Annotated in this window: 20 protein-coding genes and 1 pseudogene; 9 read left to right on the top strand and 12 right to left on the bottom strand. The window is 70.9% G+C overall.

The features are described 5' to 3' along the window. The first annotated feature begins 78 nt into the window (after nt 1-78). Nucleotides 79-936, top strand: coding sequence for a sugar phosphate isomerase/epimerase family protein (locus GWK61_RS12820; protein ID WP_194908565.1), 858 nt, complete (start codon nt 79-81; stop codon nt 934-936). Further along, on the top strand, nt 933-2,216 hold the full coding sequence (locus GWK61_RS12815; protein WP_194908564.1) for a Gfo/Idh/MocA family protein: 1,284 nt from the start codon (nt 933-935) through the stop codon (nt 2,214-2,216). The genes GWK61_RS12820 and GWK61_RS12815 overlap by 4 nt, the downstream gene beginning before the upstream one ends. Here GWK61_RS12815 and mgrA read toward each other — a convergent pair. Next, nucleotides 2,206-3,198, bottom strand: a complete 993-nt coding sequence (gene mgrA / locus GWK61_RS12810) for an L-glyceraldehyde 3-phosphate reductase (protein ID WP_194908563.1) — start codon at nt 3,196-3,198, stop codon at nt 2,206-2,208. The genes GWK61_RS12815 and mgrA overlap by 11 nt on opposite strands. Before the next feature lie 143 nt (nt 3,199-3,341). On the opposite strand from mgrA, the gene GWK61_RS12805 reads away from it, so the two are divergent. Both GWK61_RS12805 and GWK61_RS12800 read left to right on the top strand, forming a co-directional pair. Next, nucleotides 3,342-4,238, top strand: coding sequence for a LysR family transcriptional regulator (locus tag GWK61_RS12805; RefSeq protein ID WP_194908562.1), 897 nt, complete (start codon nt 3,342-3,344; stop codon nt 4,236-4,238). Nucleotides 4,239-4,270: 32 nt separating this feature from the next. After that, nucleotides 4,271-4,429 (top strand): hypothetical protein, encoded by a 159-nt coding sequence (locus GWK61_RS12800; protein WP_194908561.1) that lies wholly within the window; start codon nt 4,271-4,273, stop codon nt 4,427-4,429. Nucleotides 4,430-4,723: 294 nt separating this feature from the next. Here GWK61_RS12800 and GWK61_RS12795 read toward each other — a convergent pair whose 3' ends face one another. The 4 genes from GWK61_RS12795 to GWK61_RS12780 all read right to left on the bottom strand — a co-directional run bounded on the left by GWK61_RS12795 (nt 4,724) and on the right by GWK61_RS12780 (nt 10,767). Continuing rightward, nucleotides 4,724-5,668: a glycosyltransferase family 2 protein gene (locus GWK61_RS12795; RefSeq protein WP_438939765.1), complete on the bottom strand. Its 945-nt coding sequence runs from the start codon at nt 5,666-5,668 to the stop codon at nt 4,724-4,726. A 101-nt stretch (nt 5,669-5,769) separates the two neighbouring features. Next, nucleotides 5,770-8,913, bottom strand: a complete 3,144-nt coding sequence (locus tag GWK61_RS12790; protein ID WP_194908560.1) for a YfhO family protein — start codon at nt 8,911-8,913, stop codon at nt 5,770-5,772. Nucleotides 8,914-9,099: 186 nt separating this feature from the next. After that, nucleotides 9,100-9,738, bottom strand: a complete 639-nt coding sequence (locus GWK61_RS12785; RefSeq protein WP_194908559.1) for a carboxylesterase family protein — start codon at nt 9,736-9,738, stop codon at nt 9,100-9,102. 105 nt (nt 9,739-9,843) lie between these two features. Further along, nucleotides 9,844-10,767, bottom strand: coding sequence for an alpha/beta hydrolase (locus tag GWK61_RS12780; protein ID WP_194908601.1), 924 nt, complete (start codon nt 10,765-10,767; stop codon nt 9,844-9,846). A gap of 56 nt (nt 10,768-10,823) precedes the next feature. On the opposite strand from GWK61_RS12780, the gene GWK61_RS12775 reads away from it, so the two are divergent. Continuing rightward, on the top strand, nt 10,824-11,315 hold the full coding sequence (locus GWK61_RS12775; RefSeq protein WP_194908558.1) for a MarR family winged helix-turn-helix transcriptional regulator: 492 nt from the start codon (nt 10,824-10,826) through the stop codon (nt 11,313-11,315). 32 nt (nt 11,316-11,347) lie between these two features. On the opposite strand, the gene GWK61_RS12770 is transcribed toward GWK61_RS12775, so the two are convergent. Both GWK61_RS12770 and GWK61_RS12765 read right to left on the bottom strand, forming a co-directional pair. Then, on the bottom strand, nt 11,348-11,944 hold the full coding sequence (locus GWK61_RS12770) for an NADPH-dependent F420 reductase (RefSeq protein WP_194908557.1): 597 nt from the start codon (nt 11,942-11,944) through the stop codon (nt 11,348-11,350). Nucleotides 11,945-11,979: 35 nt separating this feature from the next. Next, the gene (locus GWK61_RS12765; protein WP_438939764.1) at nt 11,980-12,774 is read right to left on the bottom strand and encodes an inositol monophosphatase family protein; all 795 of its coding nucleotides are present in this window, start codon (nt 12,772-12,774) and stop codon (nt 11,980-11,982) included. 76 nt (nt 12,775-12,850) lie between these two features. On the opposite strand from GWK61_RS12765, the gene GWK61_RS12760 reads away from it, so the two are divergent. Together GWK61_RS12760 and GWK61_RS12755 are read left to right on the top strand one after the other, a co-directional pair. Then, the gene (locus tag GWK61_RS12760; protein WP_194908555.1) at nt 12,851-13,789 is read left to right on the top strand and encodes a LysR family transcriptional regulator; all 939 of its coding nucleotides are present in this window, start codon (nt 12,851-12,853) and stop codon (nt 13,787-13,789) included. A 57-nt stretch (nt 13,790-13,846) separates the two neighbouring features. Next, the gene (locus GWK61_RS12755) at nt 13,847-17,149 is read left to right on the top strand and encodes an ATP-binding protein (protein WP_194908554.1); all 3,303 of its coding nucleotides are present in this window, start codon (nt 13,847-13,849) and stop codon (nt 17,147-17,149) included. On the opposite strand, the gene GWK61_RS12750 is transcribed toward GWK61_RS12755, so the two are convergent. Both GWK61_RS12750 and GWK61_RS12745 read right to left on the bottom strand, forming a co-directional pair. Then, nucleotides 17,133-17,897, bottom strand: a complete 765-nt coding sequence (locus GWK61_RS12750) for an ABC transporter permease (RefSeq protein WP_194908553.1) — start codon at nt 17,895-17,897, stop codon at nt 17,133-17,135. The two genes, GWK61_RS12755 and GWK61_RS12750, sit on opposite strands and share 17 nt — an antisense overlap. Before the next feature lie 2 nt (nt 17,898-17,899). Beyond that, the gene (locus GWK61_RS12745) at nt 17,900-18,958 is read right to left on the bottom strand and encodes an ATP-binding cassette domain-containing protein (protein WP_228562217.1); all 1,059 of its coding nucleotides are present in this window, start codon (nt 18,956-18,958) and stop codon (nt 17,900-17,902) included. Nucleotides 18,959-19,106: 148 nt separating this feature from the next. Here GWK61_RS12745 and GWK61_RS12740 point away from each other — a divergent pair, with 148 nt between their 5' ends. Both GWK61_RS12740 and GWK61_RS12735 read left to right on the top strand, forming a co-directional pair. Then, a complete protein-coding gene (locus GWK61_RS12740; protein WP_194908552.1) occupies nt 19,107-19,373 on the top strand; it encodes a hypothetical protein in 267 nt (88 codons plus the stop codon). 152 nt (nt 19,374-19,525) lie between these two features. Then, nucleotides 19,526-20,053: an NUDIX hydrolase family protein gene (locus GWK61_RS12735; protein ID WP_194908600.1), complete on the top strand. Its 528-nt coding sequence runs from the start codon at nt 19,526-19,528 to the stop codon at nt 20,051-20,053. 61 nt (nt 20,054-20,114) lie between these two features. On the opposite strand, the gene GWK61_RS12730 is transcribed toward GWK61_RS12735, so the two are convergent. From GWK61_RS12730 to GWK61_RS12720, 3 genes and pseudogenes are all read right to left on the bottom strand, one after another. Then, complete coding sequence (locus tag GWK61_RS12730; RefSeq protein ID WP_194908551.1) at nt 20,115-21,521, bottom strand: hypothetical protein; 1,407 nt, start codon at nt 21,519-21,521, stop codon at nt 20,115-20,117. A gap of 139 nt (nt 21,522-21,660) precedes the next feature. Then, nucleotides 21,661-22,134 (bottom strand): annotated as a pseudogene (locus tag GWK61_RS12725) (sigma-70 family RNA polymerase sigma factor); the annotation flags it as partial. Nucleotides 22,135-22,232: 98 nt separating this feature from the next. Then, nucleotides 22,233-23,372, bottom strand: a complete 1,140-nt coding sequence (locus GWK61_RS12720; protein WP_228562215.1) for a CopD family protein — start codon at nt 23,370-23,372, stop codon at nt 22,233-22,235. Between the last annotated feature and the right edge of the window lie 66 nt (nt 23,373-23,438).

The following is a 23,438-nucleotide window of genomic DNA, read 5'->3' as shown; positions in this document are numbered from 1 at the left end:
TCGCCTCCCCCTGTTGGACTCCCGTCCGTCAGCCGCGCCAAGGTGGAAGGCGCAGGGCTCTCCATCAGAGGAGCTGCGATGAGCCGATATGACAGACAGAATCCCGTGACCTGGACGCTCAGCGGGTTCGGCGACGAGATCAGCCCCGACCCCGAAGTGCAGATCGCTGTGTTGCAGGCGCTGGGTGCGCGGCACATCGAGATGCGCGGGGCCTGGGGCACCAACGTCGTCGATCTGACCGACGAGCAAGTGGAGAGCTTCGGCGCGGCGTTGGACCGGTGGGGCATGGGTGTCTCCGCCGTTGCCTCCCCCATCGGCAAGGTGAACATCGTCGGGGATCCCGAGGACGAGCTCCGGCGGCTGGCCCGCGCCATCGCGGTGGCGCACCGGTTCGGTACCCGCTACATCCGGATGTTCTCCTTCTACCGGCCGGAGGGGGTGAGCGCGCGGGAGGTGCGCGATCCGGTGCTCAAGCAGATCAGTGCCCTGACTCGGCTCGCCGAGCGCGAGGACGTGGTGCTGGTGCACGAGAACGAGAAGGACATCTACGGCGACATCCCCGAGCGCGTCCTGGACCTCATCGAGTCGGTGGGCTCCGACGCGCTGCGGATGGCGTGGGACAGCGCCAACTTCGTCCAGGTCGGCGTGGCGCCGTTCACCGACGGCTACGCGATGCTGCGGCCGCACATCGAGTACCTACAAGTGAAAGACGCCATCGCCGCGACCGGCGAGGTGGTGCCGGCCGGGGAGGGCGACGGCCAGTTGCTCGACACACTGACCGCGCTGCGCGACGACGGCTACACCGGCTTCGCCTCGCTCGAACCGCACCTGGCCCTCGGCCACGCGACCGGCGGGTTCTCCGGCCCTGAGCTGTTCGGCCGTGCGGCCCGTGCCCTCGCCGGACTGCTCGACACAATCGGAGTAGAGACCGCATGACTCACGACGACCACACCACCTCGGCTGTCACATCAGCAGTCGCCATCGTCGGCGCGGGCACGATCGGCCGGATCCACGCCGAGGCGGTCGGGCGGCATCCTCGGCTCCGGGTCGCGGCGATCGTCGACCCCGACGTCGCGGCGCGGCACAAGCTCGCCGAACACATCGCGCTCAGTGAGAACTTCGGGCGCGGGGATGCCAGCGAGACCCGCGAGAACAGCGGGCACGGCAAGCACGGAGAGCACGGCGAGCGCAGCCCGATCGCCGCGCCCGCCGAGTTCGACTCTCTCTCCGAAGCCCTCGCCGCCGGCGGCATCGACCTCGTCGCCGTCTGCGTCCCCACCGGCCTGCACTCCGCCGCCGTGACCGAGGCGCTGGCCGCCGGGGTCCACGTCCTCGTCGAGAAGCCGATCGACGTGTCGCTCCCGGAAGCCCGGCGCCTCGCCGCGCTCGCCGAGGACGCGGCGCGACGCGGGATCGTCAGCAGCGTCATCAGCCAGCACCGCTTCGATCCGGCGAGCGCGGTCGTCGCGGCGGCGATCGCCGACGGCCGCATGGGCCGCGTCACCTCGGCGGTGGCCTCCGTCGCCTGGTGGCGCAGCCAGGAGTACTACGACTCCGCGCAGTGGCGCGGCACCTGGGCCCTGGACGGCGGCGGGGCCCTGATGAACCAGGGCGTCCACACCGTCGACCTCCTGGCCTGGTTCCTCGGCCGTCCCGTGGAGGTCTCCGCGCACGCAGCGACGCTGGCCCACGAGTCCATCGAGGTCGAAGACGTCGCGGTCGCCACGGTCCGCTTCGCGTCCGGAGCCTTGGCCGTCCTGCACGCCACCACCGCCGCCTACCCCGGCCTGTCGGTCCGCCTGCAGATCCACGGCAGCACCGGATCCGCCGTCCTGCACGACGACCAGTTGGAGTACTTCCACGTCGCGCAGCACGGCACCGGAGAGACCGGCGGACCCTACGGCGGCGCCGAACCCGACAACCAGGCCTCCCGCGCGGTCCCGGAAGCGGAACTGCGCGGCAACCCCAAGCCCGCCGACGCCTTCATCGTCAGCCATCTGCGCCAGTACGAGGACGTGGTCGACGCCATCGAGACCGGCCGCCCGCCGACGGTCACGTTCCAGGACGGCCTGATGGCGCTGGCCATCGTGCGCGCGGTCTACGTGTCCTCGACCCTGAAGCGGCCGGTCGCGATCGACGCGCTGCTGGCCGGCGACTACGACGACGTGGCCGTGGCGGTGGCGGTGGCGGTGGCGGTGGACACGGCTACCGCTTGATCACCGCATCGATCCGCGCCAGCTCATCGGCGTCGAAGTCGAGGTTCCGCACCGCGGCGACGTTGTCCTCCAACTGCTCGGGACTGCTCGCGCCGATGAGCGCGGAGGTGACCCGGCCTCCGCGCAGCACCCACGCCAGCGCCAGCTGGGCCAGGCTCTGCCCGCGCGACTTCGCGATGTCGTTCAGATCGCGCAGCTGCGTCAGCAGTTCGTCGGTGAGCCGGTCGCTGTTCAGCGAGGATCCGTCGCGCGCAGCCCGGGATCCGTCCGGGACGCCGTCGAGGTAGCGGGCCGTCAGCAAGCCCTGCTCCAACGGGGAGAAGGCGATGGAGCCGACGCCGAGTTCGCCGAGGGCGTCGAGCAGGCCGCGCTCCTCCGGGCCGCGGTCGAGCATCGAGTACTTCGGCTGGTGGATCAGGAGCGGCGTGCCCAGCTCGGCGAGGATCCGTGCGGCTTCCCGCGTCTGCTCGGCGGAGTAGTTGGAGACCCCGACATACAGCGCCTTACCCTGCTGAACGGCCGTGTGCAGGGCTCGCATCGTCTCTTCGAGAGGCGTGTCGGGGTCGAACCGGTGCGAGTAGAAGATGTCGACGTAGTCGATCCCCATCCGTCCCAGGCCCTGGTCGAGCGAGGAGATCAGGTGCTTGCGCGAGCCCCACTCGCCGTACGGGCCGTCCCACATCCGGTAGCCGGCCTTGGTCGAGATCACCAGCTCGTCCCGGTGGTGCGCGAAGTCCGTCCGCAGCGCTTCTCCGAGGGCTGATTCAGCGGCGCCGCCGGGCGGGCCGTAGTTGTCGGCGAGGTCGAAGTGCGTGACGCCGAGGTCGAAGGCGCGGCGCAGGATGGCGCGCTGGACCTCCGCGGGGCGGCTGGGGCCGAAGTTCTGCCAGAGGCCGAGCGAGACGGCCGGCAGGCACAGGCCGCTGTTTCCGGAGCGCCGGTAGGGCATGGAGGCGTAGCGGTCGGGGTGGGCGGTGTACATCGCGACTCCCAATGCGGTGGGTGGTTCGGGCTCCGGTTCCGCGGGGCCCGCGGCTACTTTTCCGCGAGCGGCGAGCAGAAGTCCAACAGGAGAATCTGCTGGGATTCAGCGGTTTCTCTTCTCAATCGCTAGGCTCCCGCACCATGGAGATACGCCAGCTTCAGCACTTCGTGTCGGTCGCCGAGGAGCAGCACTTCACCCGCGCGGCGGCGCGGCTGATGGTTTCCCAGTCGGGGCTGTCGGCCTCGATCCGCGCGCTGGAGCGAGAGTTGCAGGCGCCGCTGTTCGTGCGCACGACGCGCACCGTGACGCTCACCGAGGCCGGCCGCGCGCTGCTGGTGGAGGCCGAGCGGATCCTGGCGCAGGAGCGCGCGGCGCGGGAGGCGGTGGCCGCGGTGCAGGGCGTGCTGCGCGGGACGCTGACGCTGGGCGCCGAGCAGTGCGTCGCCGGAGTGCACGTGGCCGGGCTGCTCGCCGCTTTCCGGCGGCTGCATCCGCAGGTGGAGATCCGGTTGCGGCAGTGGGGATCGGCGGCGCTGGCCGAGCAGGTCGCGTCGGGGCGCCTGGACATGGCCTTCGCGTATCGGACGGAGGAGGATCCGGAGCGGCTGCGGTCGGTGTCGCTGACGAGCGAGCCCATGTACGTGCTCTGTCATCCGGACCACGCCCTGGCCGCGGCCGGCGCCGTGGTGACCCCGCACGACCTCGCCGGCGAGGTGTTCGTCGACTTCCACCCGGACTGGGGACCGCGCCGCGTGACGGACGCCGCGTTCGCCGCGCTGGGCGTGCGCCGGACCGTGACGCTGGAGGTGAACGACGTGCACAGCCTGCTGGATCTGGTGGACGAGGGGCTGGGGGTGGCGGTCGTGCCGCGGCACTTCCGGCGCAAGCGGGCCAGCCTGATCGCGTTGCCGCTGAAGGAGAACGGCGGGGTGATGTACGAGACCGCGGCGCTGCTTCCGACGCCGGAGGCGACCAGCCCGGCGGCGCGGGCGTTGATGGGCTTGCTGGAGGACGAGCTTCGGGAGTCAAGGCACTGATGGCATAACCCTGATGACACGCGGCCGAGCCGGTGACGGTCCAGAAGCTGCGGCTGGCAGCATTCACGCTGGTGAAGTACGGGGCGCTGCCGGAGGCCGCGGAGGTGCTGGCGCAGATCCTGGAGCTGGATCCGGAGAACTACGAGGCCGCGATCATGGCGAAGGTCGTCGCGGATCCGGAGGAGCCGTAGCATGCGGAGGCGATCGCGGTGGTGCTTGTGGCGGACGCGCGCGACGACGAGATGTGAGGTCGGCTGGTTAGGGGAACCGGGCTGGGCTGCTGGGCGACGGCGGTTTTGTTGGTGGTTTCACAGGCTTTTTACGGCTTCGCGCATGGTTGGATGGCCTCGCAGGGGGACGCAGTTCGGTTGAGCGTCGCAGGTTGCGCTGGCGGCCGCCGGTTTTCGTGGGCACGACCGGGCACCGGTCCGAGTCACTGCGCACCGAACCACGCGGCCTGCCAGGCGCCAGCCGCACCTACATCCTCACTCCGGCCGGGACCGCACGATGAGGTCTGCGAGCAACGCCATCGAAGCGATGATCAACCCCGACAGCAACAACAACGCCGTGTTCTGCGCGAACCGGAACGGATGCACCACCAGGTCGAACACCGCCTTCACCACACCGATCCCCACCAACCACAACGCCGGCGGCATCAACACCTTCAACGGATTGAAATACATCACCATCCGCAACACCTGAAGGATGTACCGGTACGCATCCGTCACAAACCGGAACTTCGACTTCCCCGCCCGCTTCGCATAATCAATCGGCACATACACCACAGGATGCTGATTCGACATGAACGCCAAAGTGATCGTCGTCACACACGAAAACCCAGGCGGCAACAACCGCAGATACGGCAACGCCACCTCACGCCGCATCGCCCGCAACCCCGAGTTCAAATCCGGAATCTTCTGATTCGTCAACTTCTCAGCGATCTTCCGGATCACCCACTTCGCCGGGATCCGCAACAACCGATGCGACCCCATCTCGGCCTTGCGGGCCCCCACCACCTGATCGATGTCCGCATCGAAATCGAGCATCTCCACCAACTCGGGGATCCGCTCATTCGGATACGACATATCCGCATCCGTCCACACCACGATCTCACCCCGGGCCATCTTCGACCCGATCCGCCGCACCGTCCCGGCCCCACCGTTCCGGTTGAACGCCACCACCTTCACCGACGGATACTCGATCTCAGCCTTCCGCAACACCTCCAACGTCCCATCCGTGGAGGCGTCATCGATCGCAAGCACCTCATAGGGGTACCCCGTGCCATCCAACGCCGCGCAGATCCGCTGAATCTCCAGCAGAACATGCGCCTCCTCGTTGAAACACGGCAGAACCACACTGACGTGAGGCGCGACACCGCGCTCGGATTCCGCGCCGGCCGGGGCGGCGGCGGGCTCCTCGTGACGGTCCAGATCAATCAACGCGTTCGGCGAGTTCAGCGACTTCAAGTCTGCGAGTATCACGGTTTTTACCCTTCCTTATAAACGAAATCTGATTCGAGCCGAAGAAGTGCTCAGGAATCTGGGTCCCGGGTCGCACCATCTCCGGCCGCGTCATCCCCCGCCTCGCCGTCTCCGGTCGCGCCATCCCCGGGGTCCGGCTCGCCCCCGCCGGCCACCGCCGTAGCCAAAGCCACCCCGGGCCGGCGACGCCGCTCCCACCACCACTCCCCCGTGGGCACCGCCAGCAGCGAAGCCCCCACCAGAGCCGAAGCCCACGTGGCCAGCCCCTGCTGCGGCATGCTGTACCGCACCGTCACCTTGTGCGTCCCGGCCGGCACGTCGACGGCGACCATCCCCTGGTCGGCCTTCACCAGCCCGGCCGGACGCCCGTCGACCGTGGCCGCCCACCCGACCTGGTCGGCGTCGGCGACCACCAGATAGCCCGACCCCTGCGCGGTGACGTCCGCCGTGATGGAGTCCATCCCGTCGTTCACCACCTGCACCGCCGCGGGCTGCCCCGACCCGGCGGGCCCCGGATCCGACAGCACCACCGTGTTCCCCGGCACCGCCCCGGAATTGAGCATCGCGACCCGCTGGTCCGCGGACGCCATCACAGTGCTCTGCGAAGCCCACCGGATGCGCGGCAGGGCGTTCATGCGCTCGTATATGACCGTCGACCCGACATAGGCCAACCGCAGCCCGTCGTCGGCGTCGGTGATGGTGTCGACCGCCGGCAGCGCGCCGTCGGCGTCCACGGTCAGCGGCGCCTCGGCGTGCAGCGTGATCGTCGCGGTGAGCGGGGTGCCGGCGGGCACCGTGTCGGCGTCGACCGCGACCTGCAGCTGACTCCCGGCGGTGGCCCCGGTCAGCCGGCTGGACTGCGCGATCTGCTTCCCGCTCGCGTCGTGGATCACGACATCGATACTCGTGCCCTTGGTGAAGCCCGCGATGTCCCAGGGCACCTTCCCCTCCGGCGTGAACCCGATCCCCCGCACCGGCCCAGTGATCGGCACGGTCACCGACTGCTCCGGGACCAGCTGCGTCTGCCCCTGCCGCGGCACCCGGTTGAGCGTGCCGAAGACGTCGTCGTACGGCGCCGCGACCCAGTACTTGGTGCCCAGCCGGTCCAGCACCGGGCTCGTGGCCTGCTTCAGGTCGTTGGGGTTGAAGTTGACGTACGTCGGATAGCTCACGACATCGTCGGGCATCCCCTGCAAAAGCGCGGCGAAATTGGCGTTCAGGAAGGTGTGCCCGTTCACCGACCGAAGATCATAGGCAGTACTCGTCCCGAACATGATCGCGTCATAACTCGACGCGAAACGCTGGCTGCCGAGGTTGTCCGCGAGGAATGTGTGGGTGTCGGTGACCGGATAGAACGTGTCCTTGCCGGCCCTCGGGTAATAGTTCTCCATGAACTGCGCGCCCTGAACGGCGATCAGCACGACCAGCGTCGTGGCGGCACCGAACCGCAGGACCGCCGCCTGCTTCCGGACGCCGAAGGCATGCCGCCCCGCGATCCCCAACGCGACGACGCAGCCGATGGCGATCGCGATCATGACCCCGGCGCCGAGCAGCTGGCTCCAGTACTCGTCCAGGGCCTTCGAGAGGTCCTGTTCGGAGAGCACCGTGTCGATACGCACCGCGTTCCGGCCCCGGTACACCAGGACGGCCGCACCGGCCACGGCGCCGACCACGACCACCGCCGCCCAACCCCACCGCCTGGTGGCCGCCGCGGCCCGGGCCCGGCGGACGGCCCACGCCGTCCCCGCGTCCGCCGAAGCGCCCTCGGCCCGCTCGGCCCGCGCCGCGCGCACCCGCAGCAACAGCTCGAAACCGACCGCCACCAGCACCGCGAGCAGGAAGCCCAGAATGCTCCGGGCCCGCCCGATGAAGTTCTGCTCGAACAGCGACCGCAGCACCGGCAGCTTCTGGACCAGTCCCAGCGGCGGACCGCCGACGTAGATCAGCTCGATCCACATCAGCGCGGCGACGATGAAGAACACCCAGCCGCCGGCCGGCATCAGCGCCCGCCCCCGCCGCGGCATCGCCACCGCCGCCAGGAGCAGGACGACGGCCGCCGCGCCGAGGTAGGAGACGGCCTCGACGAAGTTGGTGTTCGTCAGCAGGAACTGGATGGGGTCCCTGGCGTCGACCGTCCCGAACGAGAACGGCGCGACCGACGTCAGCAGGCTCGACACCGGCAACGTCTGGGTCGGCGTCTGGTTCCGGCCCTGGATCAGCCATGTCCCGAAGAACCTGAGGAACGGCAGCAGCTGGAAGAACGCCAGCCCGAAGCCGGCGGCCAGCGAGCCGCCCAGATACAGCACCGGCCGCACCAAACGCCGCAAGTTGTCACGATGCTCGCCGACCAGCCGGACAAGCGCGTAAGCGACCCCGGTCAGCAACGTGTACCCGGCGACCGAAGGGAACCCGCCCAGTAACAGCGCCGCCACCGGCAGTGCCGCCAACGCCGCGTCCCTGGGCCGCCGCTCCTGAATGAAGCGCTCAATCACCCAGAACAACGCGGGGATGAAGGCCGCCACGCGGGTCTGCGGGAACCCCAGCCACGCCACCATGAACCCGGTGCCGGCGAAGGTGAGGCCGCCGACCAGCGCGGCCGGCCGCGAGAGCGAGACGCGCCGCAGGAACAGGAAGCCCCCGCCGACCGAGCACACGATCTCCAGCAACCGCTCATAGGCCGGCGCGAGCCAGTCCGGCAGCACGTAGAATGGCACGCTCAGCGGCGAGTAGAACGCGTAGTCCGGGATCGCGCCCAGCGCGCTCCCGGCGGCGCCGTAGGGGTTCCACTGGGCCATCTCGCCGTGGTGCAGCTGCTGCGAGAACAGGATCTCGCTGGGCAGCTGCGAGGTATAGATGTCGTCCAGGTAGGTGTTCTGCGCCGTGGTCCCGATGTACCCGGCGCTCAGCCACGGGCCCTGGCCGACCAGCTCGTCGGTCGGGGCCAGCGTCGAGTCGCCGATCAGGGGCCCGCCGATGCCCCACAGGGCGAACAGCATCACCCCCAGCACGGCCACCACGGTCAGCGCCCGCGGCCGCCGCTTCCAGATCCGGCCGGCCCAGCCGCGTAACGCCGCGACCCGCGCGTCACCCCGCGCGCCACCCCGCGTTCCCGCAGGTGCCGAGCTCGGTTCGGCAACGCTGACCACCGTCGCGGCGCTGGGCTCACCGCTGCTGGACTCACGAATTCCCGTCATACCGATCCGTTGTGAGAGAGGCGCGTCGCTGAACCGGCGACGGCGATGCGAGGGACCGTAGCCAGGAAATCTGAGGAGTACTTAAATACATTCTCGGCTTCGGCGCCAGCTCTCCCGTTATCTGTGGCTCGCATTGGGGTCCAATTGCACACGGGCCCGTGCCGGTAGACCGTCATCGCCGTCCCGTCAAGCCCCGGAGCCGTTCCAAAATGCGCAGTGATGCTCGGCGGCGAAGTCGGTCCGCGGCACCGGGGCGGGCGCGGCGAAGTCGATCATGGGCCGCGCTCCGGCCGCTGACATGCGAGGCCACCGGGATCCGGCCGCCGATCGCGCGTGGACGCCTTTGACAAAGCCCGTCCAATATTGCTGCATCTGATCAGCAAGGAGAACCTGTGCGCCGGACAGAATCCCGGGGAATGGCGCCTTTACATCGAACAAGTAGGACAGTTCGGAAGTGTGTGAGGCCCCGTACGGAAATCCCGCCGCGGGAAGGTAACGCTGAGGCGCGTTCTCGTCGCTGAATTGGTAACCATACACACGGGTATGACGCGCCAGCGCTTCATCGACCGCCACGGCATTACAGGCGAACATGCCGTCCGTGCCGACCGCGGTGAGGGCGAGTTGCGGGGAGGGGTGTGGCAGGACCTTGAGAAACTCGTCCTGGGCGAAGGCTCCGCCATGGATCCACACCATGGTCGGCGGCCGAGAGCCGGGATCAGCAGCCCCCGCAATCGCCACGCCGCCGCCGCCATACAAAATAAGCGCGGCGCCCACACCCACGCCGACGAGCAACCGAAAACGGCGTGTTCGCACGGAGTCCGGCATGGTGTGCCTCCGTAACTCCGACGCGGACGCGCTGTCGTGAACCAGTCACGTGAGCGCTTCCACTTCCGCGTGCACAGCACACCAACCGGTACGCCGAACGGGTCGCTACCCGACCGGCGCCCCGAGGTGCTGCGTCAGGAACAGCGCCGCGCGGTCAAGGGCCTGACCCGCCTCGTCGAGCGCGAGCGTGCCGTCGAAGGCCTGGAACACGTGCGGCACCCCGGCCGTGATGTCGAGCACCACGTCGACCTCGGCCTCCGTCGCGCGCGCCGCGAGCCGCACCGCGTCGTCGAGCAGCAGCTCGTTCGTGCCGACCTGGAGCAGCATCGGCGGCAGGCCGGTGAGGTCGGCGTACACGGCGGGCGAGAGCAGCGGCTGCGCCGGGTCCTGGCCCGCGAGGTACATCTCGGCGGTGTAGGCCATGCCCTCAGGGGTGAAGTAGGGGTCGATGCCCTGCTTCGTGGTCATGGACCGTCCGGTGCGCGTGGTGTCGACGCCCGGGGAGAACGCGATGATCGCCGCAGGCATTGGCAGTCCGGCGTCCCGGGCGGCGAGGCTGGTCGTCACGCTCAGACCGCCGCCGGCCGAGTCGCCGGCGAAGACGATCGAGGCCGGGTCGGTGCCGGCGTCGAGCAGAGCGCGGTAGGCGGCGAGGCAGTCCTCGATCGCGGCCGGGAACGGGTGTTCCGGCGCCAGCCGGTAGTCGAGCGAGATCGCCCGCACACCGGTGCGCCGGACCAGGTTGGCCGTGTTGACCAGGGCGGTGTCCGGCGATCCGAGCGCGAACGAGCCGCCGTGGAAGTACAGGATGGTCCCCGGCCGCGCCTCATGCGCCGAGCCCACCGGCTCCACCAAGAGCGCCGGCCGCCCGGCCAGCTCGGTCGGGGTGCGCCGCACATCCGCCGAGACCGGGAACTGCGCCATCATCGCGGCGAATCCCTGCCGCATCTGCTCGATCGGCAGCGGCACGAAGCCCTGCGCCTCCTTCCGCAGCATCGCGTCCAACTCACGTCGTTGTGCCCTGGTCATCCGTGTCTCCCAAGCCGTGGTCACCATGTACTTGCCCAGGAAGTACATTCCCAGGCATGTATGAGAAACTATATGCCGTGGCAACTACTTCGGCAACCGGCGGACTCGGGGCCTTCTTCGACGACCTGGTGCGCAGCGAGACCCGGATCTACAACGCGGTCAGCGACCGGCTGCGCGCGGAGCACGGGATCGTCGCCTCGCAGTACGAGATGCTGCGTTACCTCCGGGACCACCCCGGATCCCGGGTCGCCGACCTCGCCACCGCCTTCGCGATCGGCATCGGCGCGGCCAGCAAAGGCGTCGACCGGCACGAGGCGCAGGGCTGGGTCGTGCGGCTGCCGAACCCGGCCGACCGGCGCTCGTCGCTAATCAGCCTCACCGAGCGCGGCGCCGCGCTGGTCGCCGAGGCCGAGCAGACCTTCCACGGCCACCTGGAGGAGCTGATCACCGCCGCCATCGGCGCCGAGCAGGTCGCCGCGGTCGGCGCGACGCTCGCGGTGCTCCGACAGGCTCTGGAGGAGGCGCGGGTCGGGATACCGGTCGGGTAGTCGGGCAGGTCGGGTAGTCGGGCAGCGGCGCCTTATCGGGCGATCGAGACGGCGAACGGCGCGAACCCGTCCGAGCGGATCACGTGCGGCACCAACAGCATCACGGCCTCCGCGGCCCGCGCGGTCTCGATCCCGCCGAGGTCGATGATCCAGTCCTGATGCCACCCGAGGTCCGCGAGCAGCCCGCGCACGACCTGCTTGGCCTGCGGATCCGCGCCGGACAGGAAGGCGGTCGGCGGCTGGGCCAGCGCGCCGGGAGCGGCCATCACCGAGTAGAGCATCGTGTTGAGCGTCTTGACGACCCGCGTGTCCGGAAGCGCCGCCTGCAGATGCTCGGCGAGGCTTGACTCCGGGTACAGCAGCTCGGCGGGGAGCCCGTCCGGACCGTCCAGCGTGGCATTCGAGACATCGACGAGGATCTTGCCGCCGAGCGATTCGCGCAGCGCCGACAGGCGCTCCAGCGTGCTGTCCCCCGGCGTGGCGTTGATGACGACCTGCGCGGTGCGCGCGGCGTCGGCTGCCGAACCCGGCGTGCGGTCCGCGACGGCCACCTGATGCCCGGCTCCGATGAGCCCCGCGGCCAAGGCGCTGCCGACGCGGCCGTTGCCGAATACTGCGATCGCGGTCATGAGTCTTTTCCCTTGCTTGTATATGTGATGAGCGGTCAGCGGGAGAGCGTGGCAACGGCAGCGGCGTGGACTCCCGGCGCGGCGGCCAGGAAGCCGGCACTCTCCGGCGTCCACGGCCGGCCCTCGGCGTCGGAGACGCGGCCGCCGGCCTCGGTGACGAGCAGCGCGCCGGGCAGCAGGTCAGCGCGGGCGCCGGCGAACTGCCAGAACGCGTCGATGCGGCCGGCGACCACGTCGAGCAGGTGCAGCGTCGCCGGGACCGAGGTGCGCACCACGAGCGCGGCGCGCAGCATCGCGCCGATCGAGTCACCGACCCGCCGCACGACCGCCTCGTCCTCGTCCGGCCGGGCCTGACTGGTGGCGACCAGGCTCAGGCCGAGGTCGGCGAAGCCGGACACGCGCAGCGGCGAGCCGTCGAGGTACGCGCCGCCGCCGGCCAGCGCGGTGTACGTCTGACCGGTCAGCGGCAGGTGCACGGCGGTGAGCACGGGCTCGTTGTCCCGCACGAGGGTCGCGGTCACGGCCCACTCCGGCAGCCCGTGCAGGTGGTTGACGTTGCCCTCGGCCGGATCGACGACCCACCACTCGCCGTCCGGCAGGGCGCCGCCGGCGAGTTCTTCCTCGACCCAGCGCGCCTCCGGCCGCAGCAGCGACAGCCGCGGCCGCAGGATCGCCAGCGCCGCATCGTCGTTGGCGGCGAGCAACCGCATCAGTTCCTCACGGCTCTGATAGCTCGCCGCGGCGCCGAACCGCTCGCGGAGCACAGCTCCCGCATCGCGGACGGCGAGCGCGGTCTGAGCGAGCACGACTTCGTTCTTGGTTTCCGTCATCTCCGTCATGCCTACGACGGTAAGAACACTCATCATTAACTTCAAGTGCATGTCAGGCAGGTCTAGAGTGATTCCCGTGCAACTGGATCTGAACCTGCTCGCCGCCCTCGACGCCCTGCTCGAAGAGGGCAGCGTGGCCGGCGCCGCCGACCGTCTGCACGTCACCGCGCCCGCGATGAGCCGCAGCCTGGGCCGGATCCGGCGCACCACCGGCGACCAGATCCTGGTCCGCACCGGCCGCACGATGACCCCGACGCCCTACGCGCTCGCCGTCCGGGAGCAGGTGCACGCGCTGTTGCAGCAGGTCCAGGGCGTACTGGCGCCGAGCCGCGAGCTGGACCTGGCGACCCTGGAGCGCACCTTCACGCTCCGCTGGCACGACTCGCTGGTCGCGCTCGCCGGTCCGGCGCTGCTGGCGGCGGTGCGGGAGCAGGCGCCGGGGGTGCGGCTGCGGTTCGTCGCCGAGTCCGCCGTCGACACCCCGGGGTTGCGCCGCGGCGAGGTGGACCTGGAAGCGAACGCGAACCCGCCGGACGCCGCGGACGTGCGCGCGGAGCGGGTGGCCGAGACGCCGCAGGTGGTCGTCGTGCGCGCGGACCATCCGCTGAGCCGCGGCCAGGCGATGACCGCCGAGCGGTATGCCGCCGCCGACCATGTCGCCGTCTCCCGCAGAGGGAACCTGGCCGGAGTCATCGACGAGGCCCTCGCCGGGCTCGGGCTGGCCCGGCGGGTGGTGGCGACCGTGCCCAGCGAGGCGGCGGCGCTGGAATTCGTGCGCGGCTCGGAGCTCGTGGTCACCGTCCCGGAATCCACCACCCGCCACGCGCTCGCCGCGCTCGGGCTGGTCGCGCTGCCGCTGCCGCTCGAGCTGCCGCCGGCGCCGGTGTTCCTGTCCTGGCATCAGCGCTATGACACCGATCGCGCGCACACGTGGCTCCGCGACCTGGCGCGCGCCGCGCTGAGCGCCCCGCCGCTGCCGACCCGGGCGCCGGCCGCGAAAGCCCGCACGAACTGAACCGCTGCCTGCCAAGTGCTGGATGCCCCCACCGGCCGCACATGGCAGGATCGGCGCGTGCAGATCGCGATGCTGGGACCTCTGGAGGTCCGCCACCAGGGCGGAACCTTGGCCGACGTGCCCGGCGCGCGCCTGCGCGCGGTGCTGATCGCGCTCGCGCTGCGGCCGAACCAGGCGGTCCCCAAGGGCTCGCTGGTCGACTGGGTCTGGGGCGAGAACCCGCCGGCCGACGCCGCCAACGCCTTGCAGCGGTTGATGTCCCGGCTCCGCAAGGCCCTGCCGGACGCCGCGATCGAAGGGCTCACCGACGGCTACCGGCTGACCGTCGATCCGGACGCCGTGGACGCGGTGCGCTTCGAACGCCTCGTCAGCGCGAGCCAGGCCGCCGCTCAGGACGTCTCGGAGCGGGCCCGCCTGCTGCGCGAGGCCTTCGCACTGTGGCGGGGCGAGGCCATGCAGGACGTCGGCCTCCAGGAGAGCGGCGCGTTCGACGCGGTCGTGGTCCGGCTGGAAGGCCTGCGCCTGACCGCCGCCGAGGAGCGCTTCGACGCCGAACTCGCCCTCGGCAGCGGCGCCGAGTTGGTCACCGAACTGACCGACCTGGTCGCCGCACACCCCACGCGCGAACGTCTGGTCGCGGCCCTGATGCGCGCGCTCAACGCAGCCGGCCGCGACAACGAAGCGCTCCAGCTCTACCAGCGCACCAGGGAGACCCTGGCCGACGAACTCGGCGCGGATCCGTCCGCGGAGCTGTCGGCGCTGCACGTCTCGCTCCTGCGCGGCGAACTCGGCGGCCGCCGCGAGCGGACCCGCAAGACCAACCTGCGCACGGAGCTGACCAGCTTCGTCGGACGCCAGGCCGATGTCGCGTCGGTGCGCGAACTGGTCGACGCCCAGCGCCTGACCACGATCATCGGCCCCGGCGGCGCCGGAAAGACCCGGCTGGCGGTGGAGACCGCCCGCACGCTGCTCGGCGACGGCGCACTGGCCCACGGAGAACTGTCCGACGGCAAGCAATCCGACGGCCGGCTGTGCGACGGCGACCTGACCGACGGCGCCTGGCTGGTCGAGCTCGCGGCGATCGACCCGGAAGGCGACGTGGCGCAGGCCGCGCTGATCAGCCTGGGCCTGCGCGACACCCTGCTCGGCGAGAACCCGAACGCCGGACCCACGGACCGCTTCGTCGCCGCGATGCGCGATCGCCGGGCCCTGATCGTCCTGGACAACTGCGAGCACGTGATCGAGTCCGCGGCACTGTTCGCGCACCGCGTGCTCGGCGAGTGCCGGGCCCTCCGGATCCTGGCGACCAGCCGCGAGCCCCTGGGCATCACCGGCGAGGCGCTGTGGCCGGTGCCGCCACTGCCGCTGCCCGACGAAGGCGCGACACCGACCGAGATCGAGTCCTCCCCGGCCGTGCAGCTGCTGCGGGACCGGGCCCAGGCGGTGCGCCGGGACCTGACCGTCGACGCGCAGCAGCTGGCGACGATGGCCCGGGTCTGCCGGGCCCTGGACGGGATGCCGCTGGCCATCGAGCTGGCGGCGGCACGGCTGCGGACGATGTCCGTGGACCAGCTCGCGAACCGCCTGGACGACCGCTTCCGCCTGCTCACCGGCGGCAGCCGGATCGCGCTGCCCCGGCACCGGACGCTGCGCGCGGTGGTCGACTGGAGCTGGGAACTGCTTTCGGACGACGAACGCATGGTGCTGCGAAGGCTCTCGGTGTTCGTCGGCGGCGCCGGTCTGGAGGCCGCCGAGCAGGTCTGCGCGGGCGCTGAGATCGAGCCGTATCTGATCCTTGAGCTGCTGACCTCGCTGACCGAGAAGTCGCTGCTGATCGCCGACGGCGTGGACGGCCACGTCGACGGCCGCGTTGACAGCGTCGGCGACGGCACCGGAGACAGCGACGCCCCGCGCTACCGGATGAGCGGCACGATCCGCGAGTACGCCGCGCAGCGCCTCGCCGAGGCCGGCGAGCAGGACGCGGCGCGCGAGGCCCACCTGGCCTACTTCACCTCCCTGACCGAGACCGCCGAACCGCACCTGCGGCTGCGCGACCAGCTGGAATGGCTGGCCACGCTGAACGCCGAGCACCACAACATCGCCGCGGCGATGCGCGGCGCGCTCGCGGCCGGGCAAGCGCAGGCCGCGATGCGGCTCGGGGCCGCCTCGGGCTGGTTCTGGTGGCTGGCCGGGCACCGGACCGAGGGCCTGGAGCTGCTGACCGCCGCGGCCAAGGTGCCCGGCGAGACCACCGCCGAGGTCCGGGCCGTCGTCTATTCGGTGATCGTGATGTTCGCGACCTCCGGCCGCGGCGACGAGCACGCCGCCGAGGACTGGATCCACAAGGCGTACCAGGCCAGTCAGCAGGCCGGGCAGGTCGAGCGGGTCGAGCGGATCGAGCCCGGCGCGCGTCGGCATCCCGGGATGGCGCTGGTCGAGCCGCTGGAGCGCATGTTGCAGGCGCCGCAGGAGGCTTTGTCAGCGTTCGAACCGCAGCTGGACGACGCCGATCCGTGGGTGCGCGCGCTGGCCCGGCTCCAGATGGGCAAGATCCGCGTCATGTTCGGCCAGAGCGGGATGGACGCCGACGCGTATCTGGAGACGGCGCTCGCGGAGTTCCAGGCGATCGGCGAGCGGTTCGGGATCTCGTTCGCGCTGACCGAGCTGGCCGACCGGATCGCCGTACGCGGCGAGTACGTGCGAGCCTGCGAGCTCTATGAGCAGGCGGTCGTGGCCGTCGCCGAGGCCGGCGCCCCGGAGGAGGTCATCCGGATGCGGGCCCGACAGGCGCTGCTGTACTGGATGGCCGGGGACCGGGACGGCGCGGCGGCGTCGATCGTCGAGGCCGAGCGCCGGGCGCAGCGCGTCACCTGGCCGAACGCGCTGGCCGAGCTGGCGCTGGCGAAGGTGGATCTGGCCCGCTGGGCCGGCGACGCGGAGCAGGCCCGGGAGCAGATCGCCCTGGCGACGTCCCTGTTGGGCGAGGAGGCCGAGCGCGGGAACTACCGCGCGCTGCGGCACGACCTGCTCTCCCGCGTCACGACGGACCTGGACGAGGCCCGCGGCCACTGTGCGGCGGCGTTCGAGGCGGCGGCCGAGGTCGGGCTCCCGTTGCTGATCGCCTCGGTGGTGGTCGCGCTGGCGGACCTGGCGCTCCGGCAGGAGCAGCCGGAGCAGGCGGCCCGGCTGATCGGCGCGGCCGCAGCCCTGCGCGGGCTGCCGGACGACGAGCACCCGGACGTCGCGCACATCGAGCGGGAGACGCGGAACCGCCTCGGCGACACGAGGTTCGCCGAGGCGGTTCTGGAGGGGACGCGGACCGAGCTCTCCGAGCTCACTCAGGTCACGCTCGCTTCTTGAAGGTCGACACCGCCCAGACGTAGCCGAGGAGCGCGAACCCGACGCACCAGGCCAGGGCCTGGACGGTGTGGCTGGTCGAGACGTGGCCGCCGGAGAGCAGCCCGCGCAGCACCTCGATGATCGGGGTGAAGGGCTGGTACTCGGCGAACTGCTTCACTCCGGTCTTCATGGTGGCGGCCGGCACGAACGCGCTACTCAGGAAGGGCAGCATAATCAGCGGCACGGTGGCCAGTCCGGCGGACTCCACCGACTTCGCGGACAGTCCCATGGCGACGGTCAGCCAGCTGGTCGCGAAGGCCAGCAGCAGCACCAGGCCGAGCGCGGCGGCCCAGTCCAGCGCGCTGCCGTGGGAGCGGAAGCCCATCGCGAAGCCGACGCCGATGATGGCTCCGACGGCGATCACGGCCCGGACCGTGGTGGCGACCACGTGGCCGGTGAGCACCGCGCCGCGGGAGACGTCCATGGTCTTGAACCGGTTGATGATGCCCTTGGTCATGTCGTCGTTCACCGAGGCCGCGGTCGGGCCGAGGCCGTAGGTGATGGCCATGACGATCAGGCCGGGGACCGCGTAGTCGACGTAGCTGCCGGGAACCTTGAACGCGCCGCCGAAGACGTACACGAACATCAGCATCATGACGATGGGGAACAGGATGGCGTTGAAGACGGTGACGGGGTTACGGACGGTGTGCCGGAAGTTGCGGCGCAGCATGATCGCGGAGTCGCCGAGGGCGGTGGACGCGGTGCTCATGATCAGTTCTCCTCGGTGGTGGCGTTGACGGTGCTGGCGTTGGGGGCGGCGTTGGTTGCGGCGGTGGTCGCGGTGGCGGCGCCGGTCTTGGTGTCGGTCGAGGCATCGGTCGTGCCGTCGGTGGTCGCGTCGGTGGTCGCGTGGCCGGTCAGGGCCAGGAAGACGTCGTCGAGGTCCGGCGTGTGCACCGAGAACTCCTCGGAGTTCAGCGAGTGCTCGTCGAGCCGGTCCAGCAGGGCCCGCAGCGAGCGCGAGGTGCCGTCGCTGGGCACCCGCAGGGTGAGCTCGGCTTCGTCCCGTGTCCCGGAGTCCAGGGCCCGCGCCGCGCTGTCGAGCTCGGCGAGGGTCGCGAACTTGAGCCGCACGTGGGTGCCGGGGATCTGGCGCTTGAGCTCCTCGGCGGTGCCCTGGGCCACGATCCGTCCGCCGTCCAGCACCGCGATCCGGTCGGCGAGCTGGTCGGCCTCCTCCAGGTACTGCGTGGTCAGGAAGATGGTCGTGCCCTCGGCCACCAGCTCGCGGACGATGTCCCACATGGTGCGCCGGCTGCGCGGGTCCAGCCCGGTGGTCGGCTCGTCGAGGAAGATTATCTGCGGGCTCCCGACCAGGGTCATGGCCAGGTCGAGCTTGCGCCGCATGCCGCCGGAGTAGGTGGAGGCCTGCTTGTCCGCGGCCCCGTCCAGCTCGAAGCGCTCCAGCAGCCGCGAGACCAGCGGCGCGGCCGGACGGATGCGCTTGAGGTCCGCCATCATCCGCAGGTTCTCGCGTCCGGTCAGCAGCTCGTCGACCGCGGCGAACTGCCCGGTGACGCCGATGGCGGAGCGCACCTTCGCGGTCTGGGCGGCCACGTCGTGGCCGGCCACCCGCACCGTCCCGGCGTCCGCCTTGAGCAGCGTCGTCAGGACGTTCACCGTGGTCGTCTTGCCGGCGCCGTTCGGGCCGAGCATGGAGAAGACCGATCCCCGGGCGACCTCGAAGCCGATGCCGTCGAGCACGACCTTGTCGCCGTACGTCTTGCGCAGTCCCTGGACCGCTATGGCTGTGTTTTCTGTGCTTTCCATGGCTCAACCATCGCCAGCAGGCCTGACGCGCTCCTGACACGGACCTGACACGAGCGCTGACGCGGTGGCTTGTCTCTAACGGAGCAGCTTCCGGCTCTAACGGACCAGCCCGCGTGTCGCCGGACCGCGACCGGCATACGACTAGAACATGATCAGAACCGTGCGCCGAGTCGCACTCCTCACAGCCCTGACGTTCACCGCCGTCGCCGGTCCCGTCAGCGCGGCCACGACGGCGCACAGCCACGTGCGCCACCAGCAGACGGTCCCGGCCCCGATCGACCCCAGCGTCGTCGACCAGCTGGTCAACGACGTGCTGGGCGCGCTGGGCCCGGTGGTGCAGGCGGTCCTGTCCGGCGTCGACGACGCGCTGTCGGGCCTGCTGAGCGGCCTGTCGAACATCGCGCCGACCGGCTGATCGCCACCGGCAATGGTCCGCTGGAGCGGAGCGAGCACCGTGGTCCGCTCGCTCCCGCTCGGCGGCGTGCACCACACCCTGCCCGCGCCCGGATCCTGAACAGGGGGAGGCCCTTTGGACCTCCGCGCTAGTACGATCAACGAATGTCCGAAATGATCGAGACGACCCCGGGCTGGTTCGCCCCGGGCGAAATGGCGCAGATCCGCGCCCACCTGCCGATCGTCTACGTCCAGGCGGTGCCGGTGCGCGTGGACGCGGCCGGCGAGGTGACCAGCGTGGGGTTGCTCCTGCGCATCTCGCCCGACGGCGAGATCACCCGCAGCCTGGTCTCCGGACGCGTGCTGCACCACGAGCGGCTGCGCGACGCCCTGCTGCGGCACCTGGAGAAGGACCTCGGCCCGGTCGCGCTGCCGAACGTCCCGGCCTCGCTCCAGCCGTTCACGGTCGCCGAGTACTTCCCCACGGCCGGCGTCACGCCGTACCACGACCCGCGCCAGCACGCGGTGGCGCTGGCGTACGTGGTGCCGGTGAACGGGGACTGCCAGCCCCGGCAGGACGCGCTCGACCTGGTGTGGCTGACGCCGCAGGAGGCGAGTTCGGACAGCGTGCTGCAGGACATGCACGGCGGCCAGGGGACGCTGCTACGGCAGGCCCTGGCGCACGTCGGCTGCCTGAGCTGACGCGCTGACTTGCGCTGAGGGGTCGGCCCGCCGGGCCGACCCCTCGTCACTACCTCCGCCGCTATGGCAGCTTCGCCGCCATGCTCGCCAGGATCGCGGCGTCACCTCCGGTCGAGCTGTCGCCCTGCTTGAAGCTGACCATCAAGGTGCTCACATGCACGCCCTTGACCACGAAGTACATGTGCGTGTAAGTCGGCCCCGGCTTGTCGGTGAGCAGCAGCGAGAAGCCGGTCGCGGTGTCGGTCCCGACCGTGACCGTGCGGGTGGTGTCGGTACCGGCGTAGTCCTTGAACTGGCAGCTGGTCTTCCCGGTCGCCTGGTGGGCGTGGTCGAACGCGCTCTGCGCCCGGGCTGCCGACGGGAACGTGAAGATGTCCTGGTTCGCCCCCGAATAGAGGTAGGTCGAGCCCGGATACACCGGCGTGGTCGTCGGCGTCCCGTGGTAGATGCGGGACGCGTCGGTGGCGTCCGTCCCGTTCACGATGCCACGGTCCGCCGAGGCGCAAAGGTCCGCGGTGGGCGCGGCGCCGGGGGCGGACTGCTGGCCGTTCATCTGGTACCAGCCGTGCGACTTGTCGGCGGTGCCGAACGGGATCTGCGTCGCATCCAGCCACGCCGACCCCGGGAGCACGCCCGCCGGCAGCGGATTGGTGTCCGGGACCGGGGTGCCGCCGTCGAGCCGGGCGGCCATGCGCTGCAACGCCGCCTTGTCGTCGGAGGTGTCGTACGGCGTGGGGGGGTTGCCCAACTGGTGGAACCAATAGGCGATGTCCGTTCCGGACAGCACGATCATCCGGTGCAGGCGTCCCGAGTCGTCGCCGTCCCCCCAGGCGAAGCCGTTGGGCAGGGTGACGTCCACATGGACGTCCTTGCAGGTGGCCGGGTTCGGCTTGAGCATGTCGTAGTCGTGCTGGGCCGCCGCGGCCGAGGGGAAGCGGTAGACCACCTCGTCCCCGGTCGACGAGTCGGTGGCGGACTTGTATTCCGCCAGGGACTGGCTCGTCGAAAGGGTCTTCGGCGGCTGCCCGGGGGATCCGTTCGGCCCGGTCATGTCGTAGCCGCAGAGCGGGAATTCGATGAAGGAAACAGGCCGGTTCTGCGTGCTGGTGACCTGCCACTGGTACAGGTTCGGCTGCGGGGGCTCGGAGGCGAGCATGAGCGCGCTCGTTCCGGTGCGGTTCTTCGTGCCGCCGGCCTCGTGGGACCCCGATGCCGTCGCCGACGGCGCGGTCGCGGTCGGGGTCGGGTTCGGCCGGGTCGGCGCCGGAGCGTGCCCGGCACCGCCGGTGCCCAGCGCGACGCCGGCCGCCAGCGCGCAGACCGCGAGCGCCGAGCCGGCCGCGGTGAACCGGTGCCGGCGGCGCCGACCCCGGCCGACGGTTTCGATCACGCCGGCCGGGACCGGCCGGGCCAGCTCGCGGCCTTCGTCGTTCAGGGCTTCGAGCAGAGAGGAGAAGTTCTCAGGCACCGGAAACCATTCCCTTCGCGAAGCGCGCGGCCGGGTCCCCCGAGGACGGAACGGAAGCCGAAGGAAGTGAGGGCGGCGGCGAGGAGGACGCGGCGCCGGGTGGGGCGTCCTCGTCGTCGGCGAACTCCGACACGTAGGGCGCGAGCGCCTTGCGGCCCCGGGACAGCCGCGCCTTGACCGTCCCGACCGGCGCGCCGATCTCCTCGGCGATCTCGGCGACCGTCAGGCCGAGCAGGTGGAACAGCACGAGCGCGCGCCGCTGCTCGGCCGGGATGCGGCGCAGCGCCTCCACCACGACCAGCCGGTCCGGCGACATCTCCGGGACGTGCGCGCCGGAGGCGTCGGCACCGCTGGTGCGGTGCGCGCTCAGCCGGTTCCTGGTCTTGCGCCACGAGCTCATCGCGACGCGGAACCCGACGGTGCGGACCCAGGCCTCGGGGTCCTCGTAGCCCCGGACCTTGTTCCAGCGCAGCCAGGCGCGCGTGTACGCCTCCTGCGCCGCGTCCTCCGCCTCCGCGACGCTGCCCAGCACCACGTACAGGTAGCCCACTACGCGGGTGGCCGTCGCCGTGTAGAACCCCGCGAAATCGATCGACTCAGCCTCTTCGGCCACAGCACCCCTCGCTCCGATCAGCCCGGCTTCCTTACGCCGGGTCCGGAAGACACTCCCGGGGCGGTGGTTCGGTTGCACGGTTTCCGGAGGGAATCCTGTCAGGTGGTCGCGGGACCGGGCTGAACGGGCTGAACGGCCTGGTGCGCCGGTCCTGCCTGACCGGCTTGAGCGGCCCGATCGGCCCGCCGCCGGGCCAGCCGGCCGGAGAAGCGGTAGCCCGCGACCGTCACGACCAGCACCGCGGCCGTCTCGGCGGTGCCCTCGACCCAGGTGGAGGCCGAGACCTCCTTCTGCGGCAGCTTGGGCAGCTTGGCCTTCGGGTTCGTTGTGTGCTTCGCCACATCGGCCTGGTACGCCTGGTTGCGCGCCGAGCCGTGCAGGAACGGCGCGACGAACAGCAGGGCCAGGATCAGCGCCACCTCGACGCCGACCACGGTGGGGAAGCGGCGAGCCAGGACGGTGCGCAGCGGACGGTCGTCGCCGGCGGCGCGCAGGGCGTCGATGCGGGGGTGCAGCCAGAACTGGTTGACGGCGCCGAGGACCAGCAGGCTGCCGAACAGCAGGATCTTCACGCCGAGGACGCGGCCGTACATGGTGGTGAACAGCTGGGTCGGGCCGTCGACGTGCGACCAGTAGAGGTACAGGCCGGACAGGCTGATGGCGGCGACGCAGCCCATCGCGGCGGCGGCGAAGCGGCGGATCGCCGCCGACCAGAAGCCGGAGTCCAGGGCGCTGCGGACGGCGAGGACGACCAGGCCGACGAGGCCGCCGACCCACACCGCGCCGCCGATGAGGTGCAGCATCCACATGAAGGTCTGGAACGCGGTGCGGGCCCGGTCGGCCGGCGCCGGCGCCTTGGCCGGGATGCGGGTCGCGGCGAGGGCGACGACGCCGAGGAGCAGGGCTGCCGCGCGGAGGCCGGTGATCAGTCGCGACGTGAGGCTGCGGCGGAGGACCACCGGCAGGAGTATCAGGGCTGCGATGAGCGGCAGCACGGTTTCGAAGCCGGCGAGCAGGCCGGCGGTCGAGCCGTCGAAGAGCTTCTGCCAGGCGCCGGAGTAGTCGTAGCCGGAGCCGCTGCGGGCCTGGTCGGTGAGGACCGCCGGGAACGCCAGGACGCCGGCGACGACGGCGGCCCAGGTCAGGCGGGTGCGGACGAGGCGCGCGGCGCGGTCGTCGAGGCCGCGGGCCGGCGCGGCGACCGCGACGGCCAGGGCGAGCAGGCCGACGAAGGACATCAGGGTCACCCAGCTCGCCCAGGAGACGGCGCAAGATCGAGACCGGTCGGGCGCCGACCCCCTCTT

It is taken from the genome of Catenulispora rubra (assembly GCF_015356825.1).
Taxonomy (GTDB): domain Bacteria; phylum Actinomycetota; class Actinomycetes; order Streptomycetales; family Catenulisporaceae; genus Catenulispora; species Catenulispora rubra.
The sequence above is the reverse complement of the archived record's forward strand: the minus strand, read 5'-3'. Positions and strand labels throughout refer to the sequence as shown.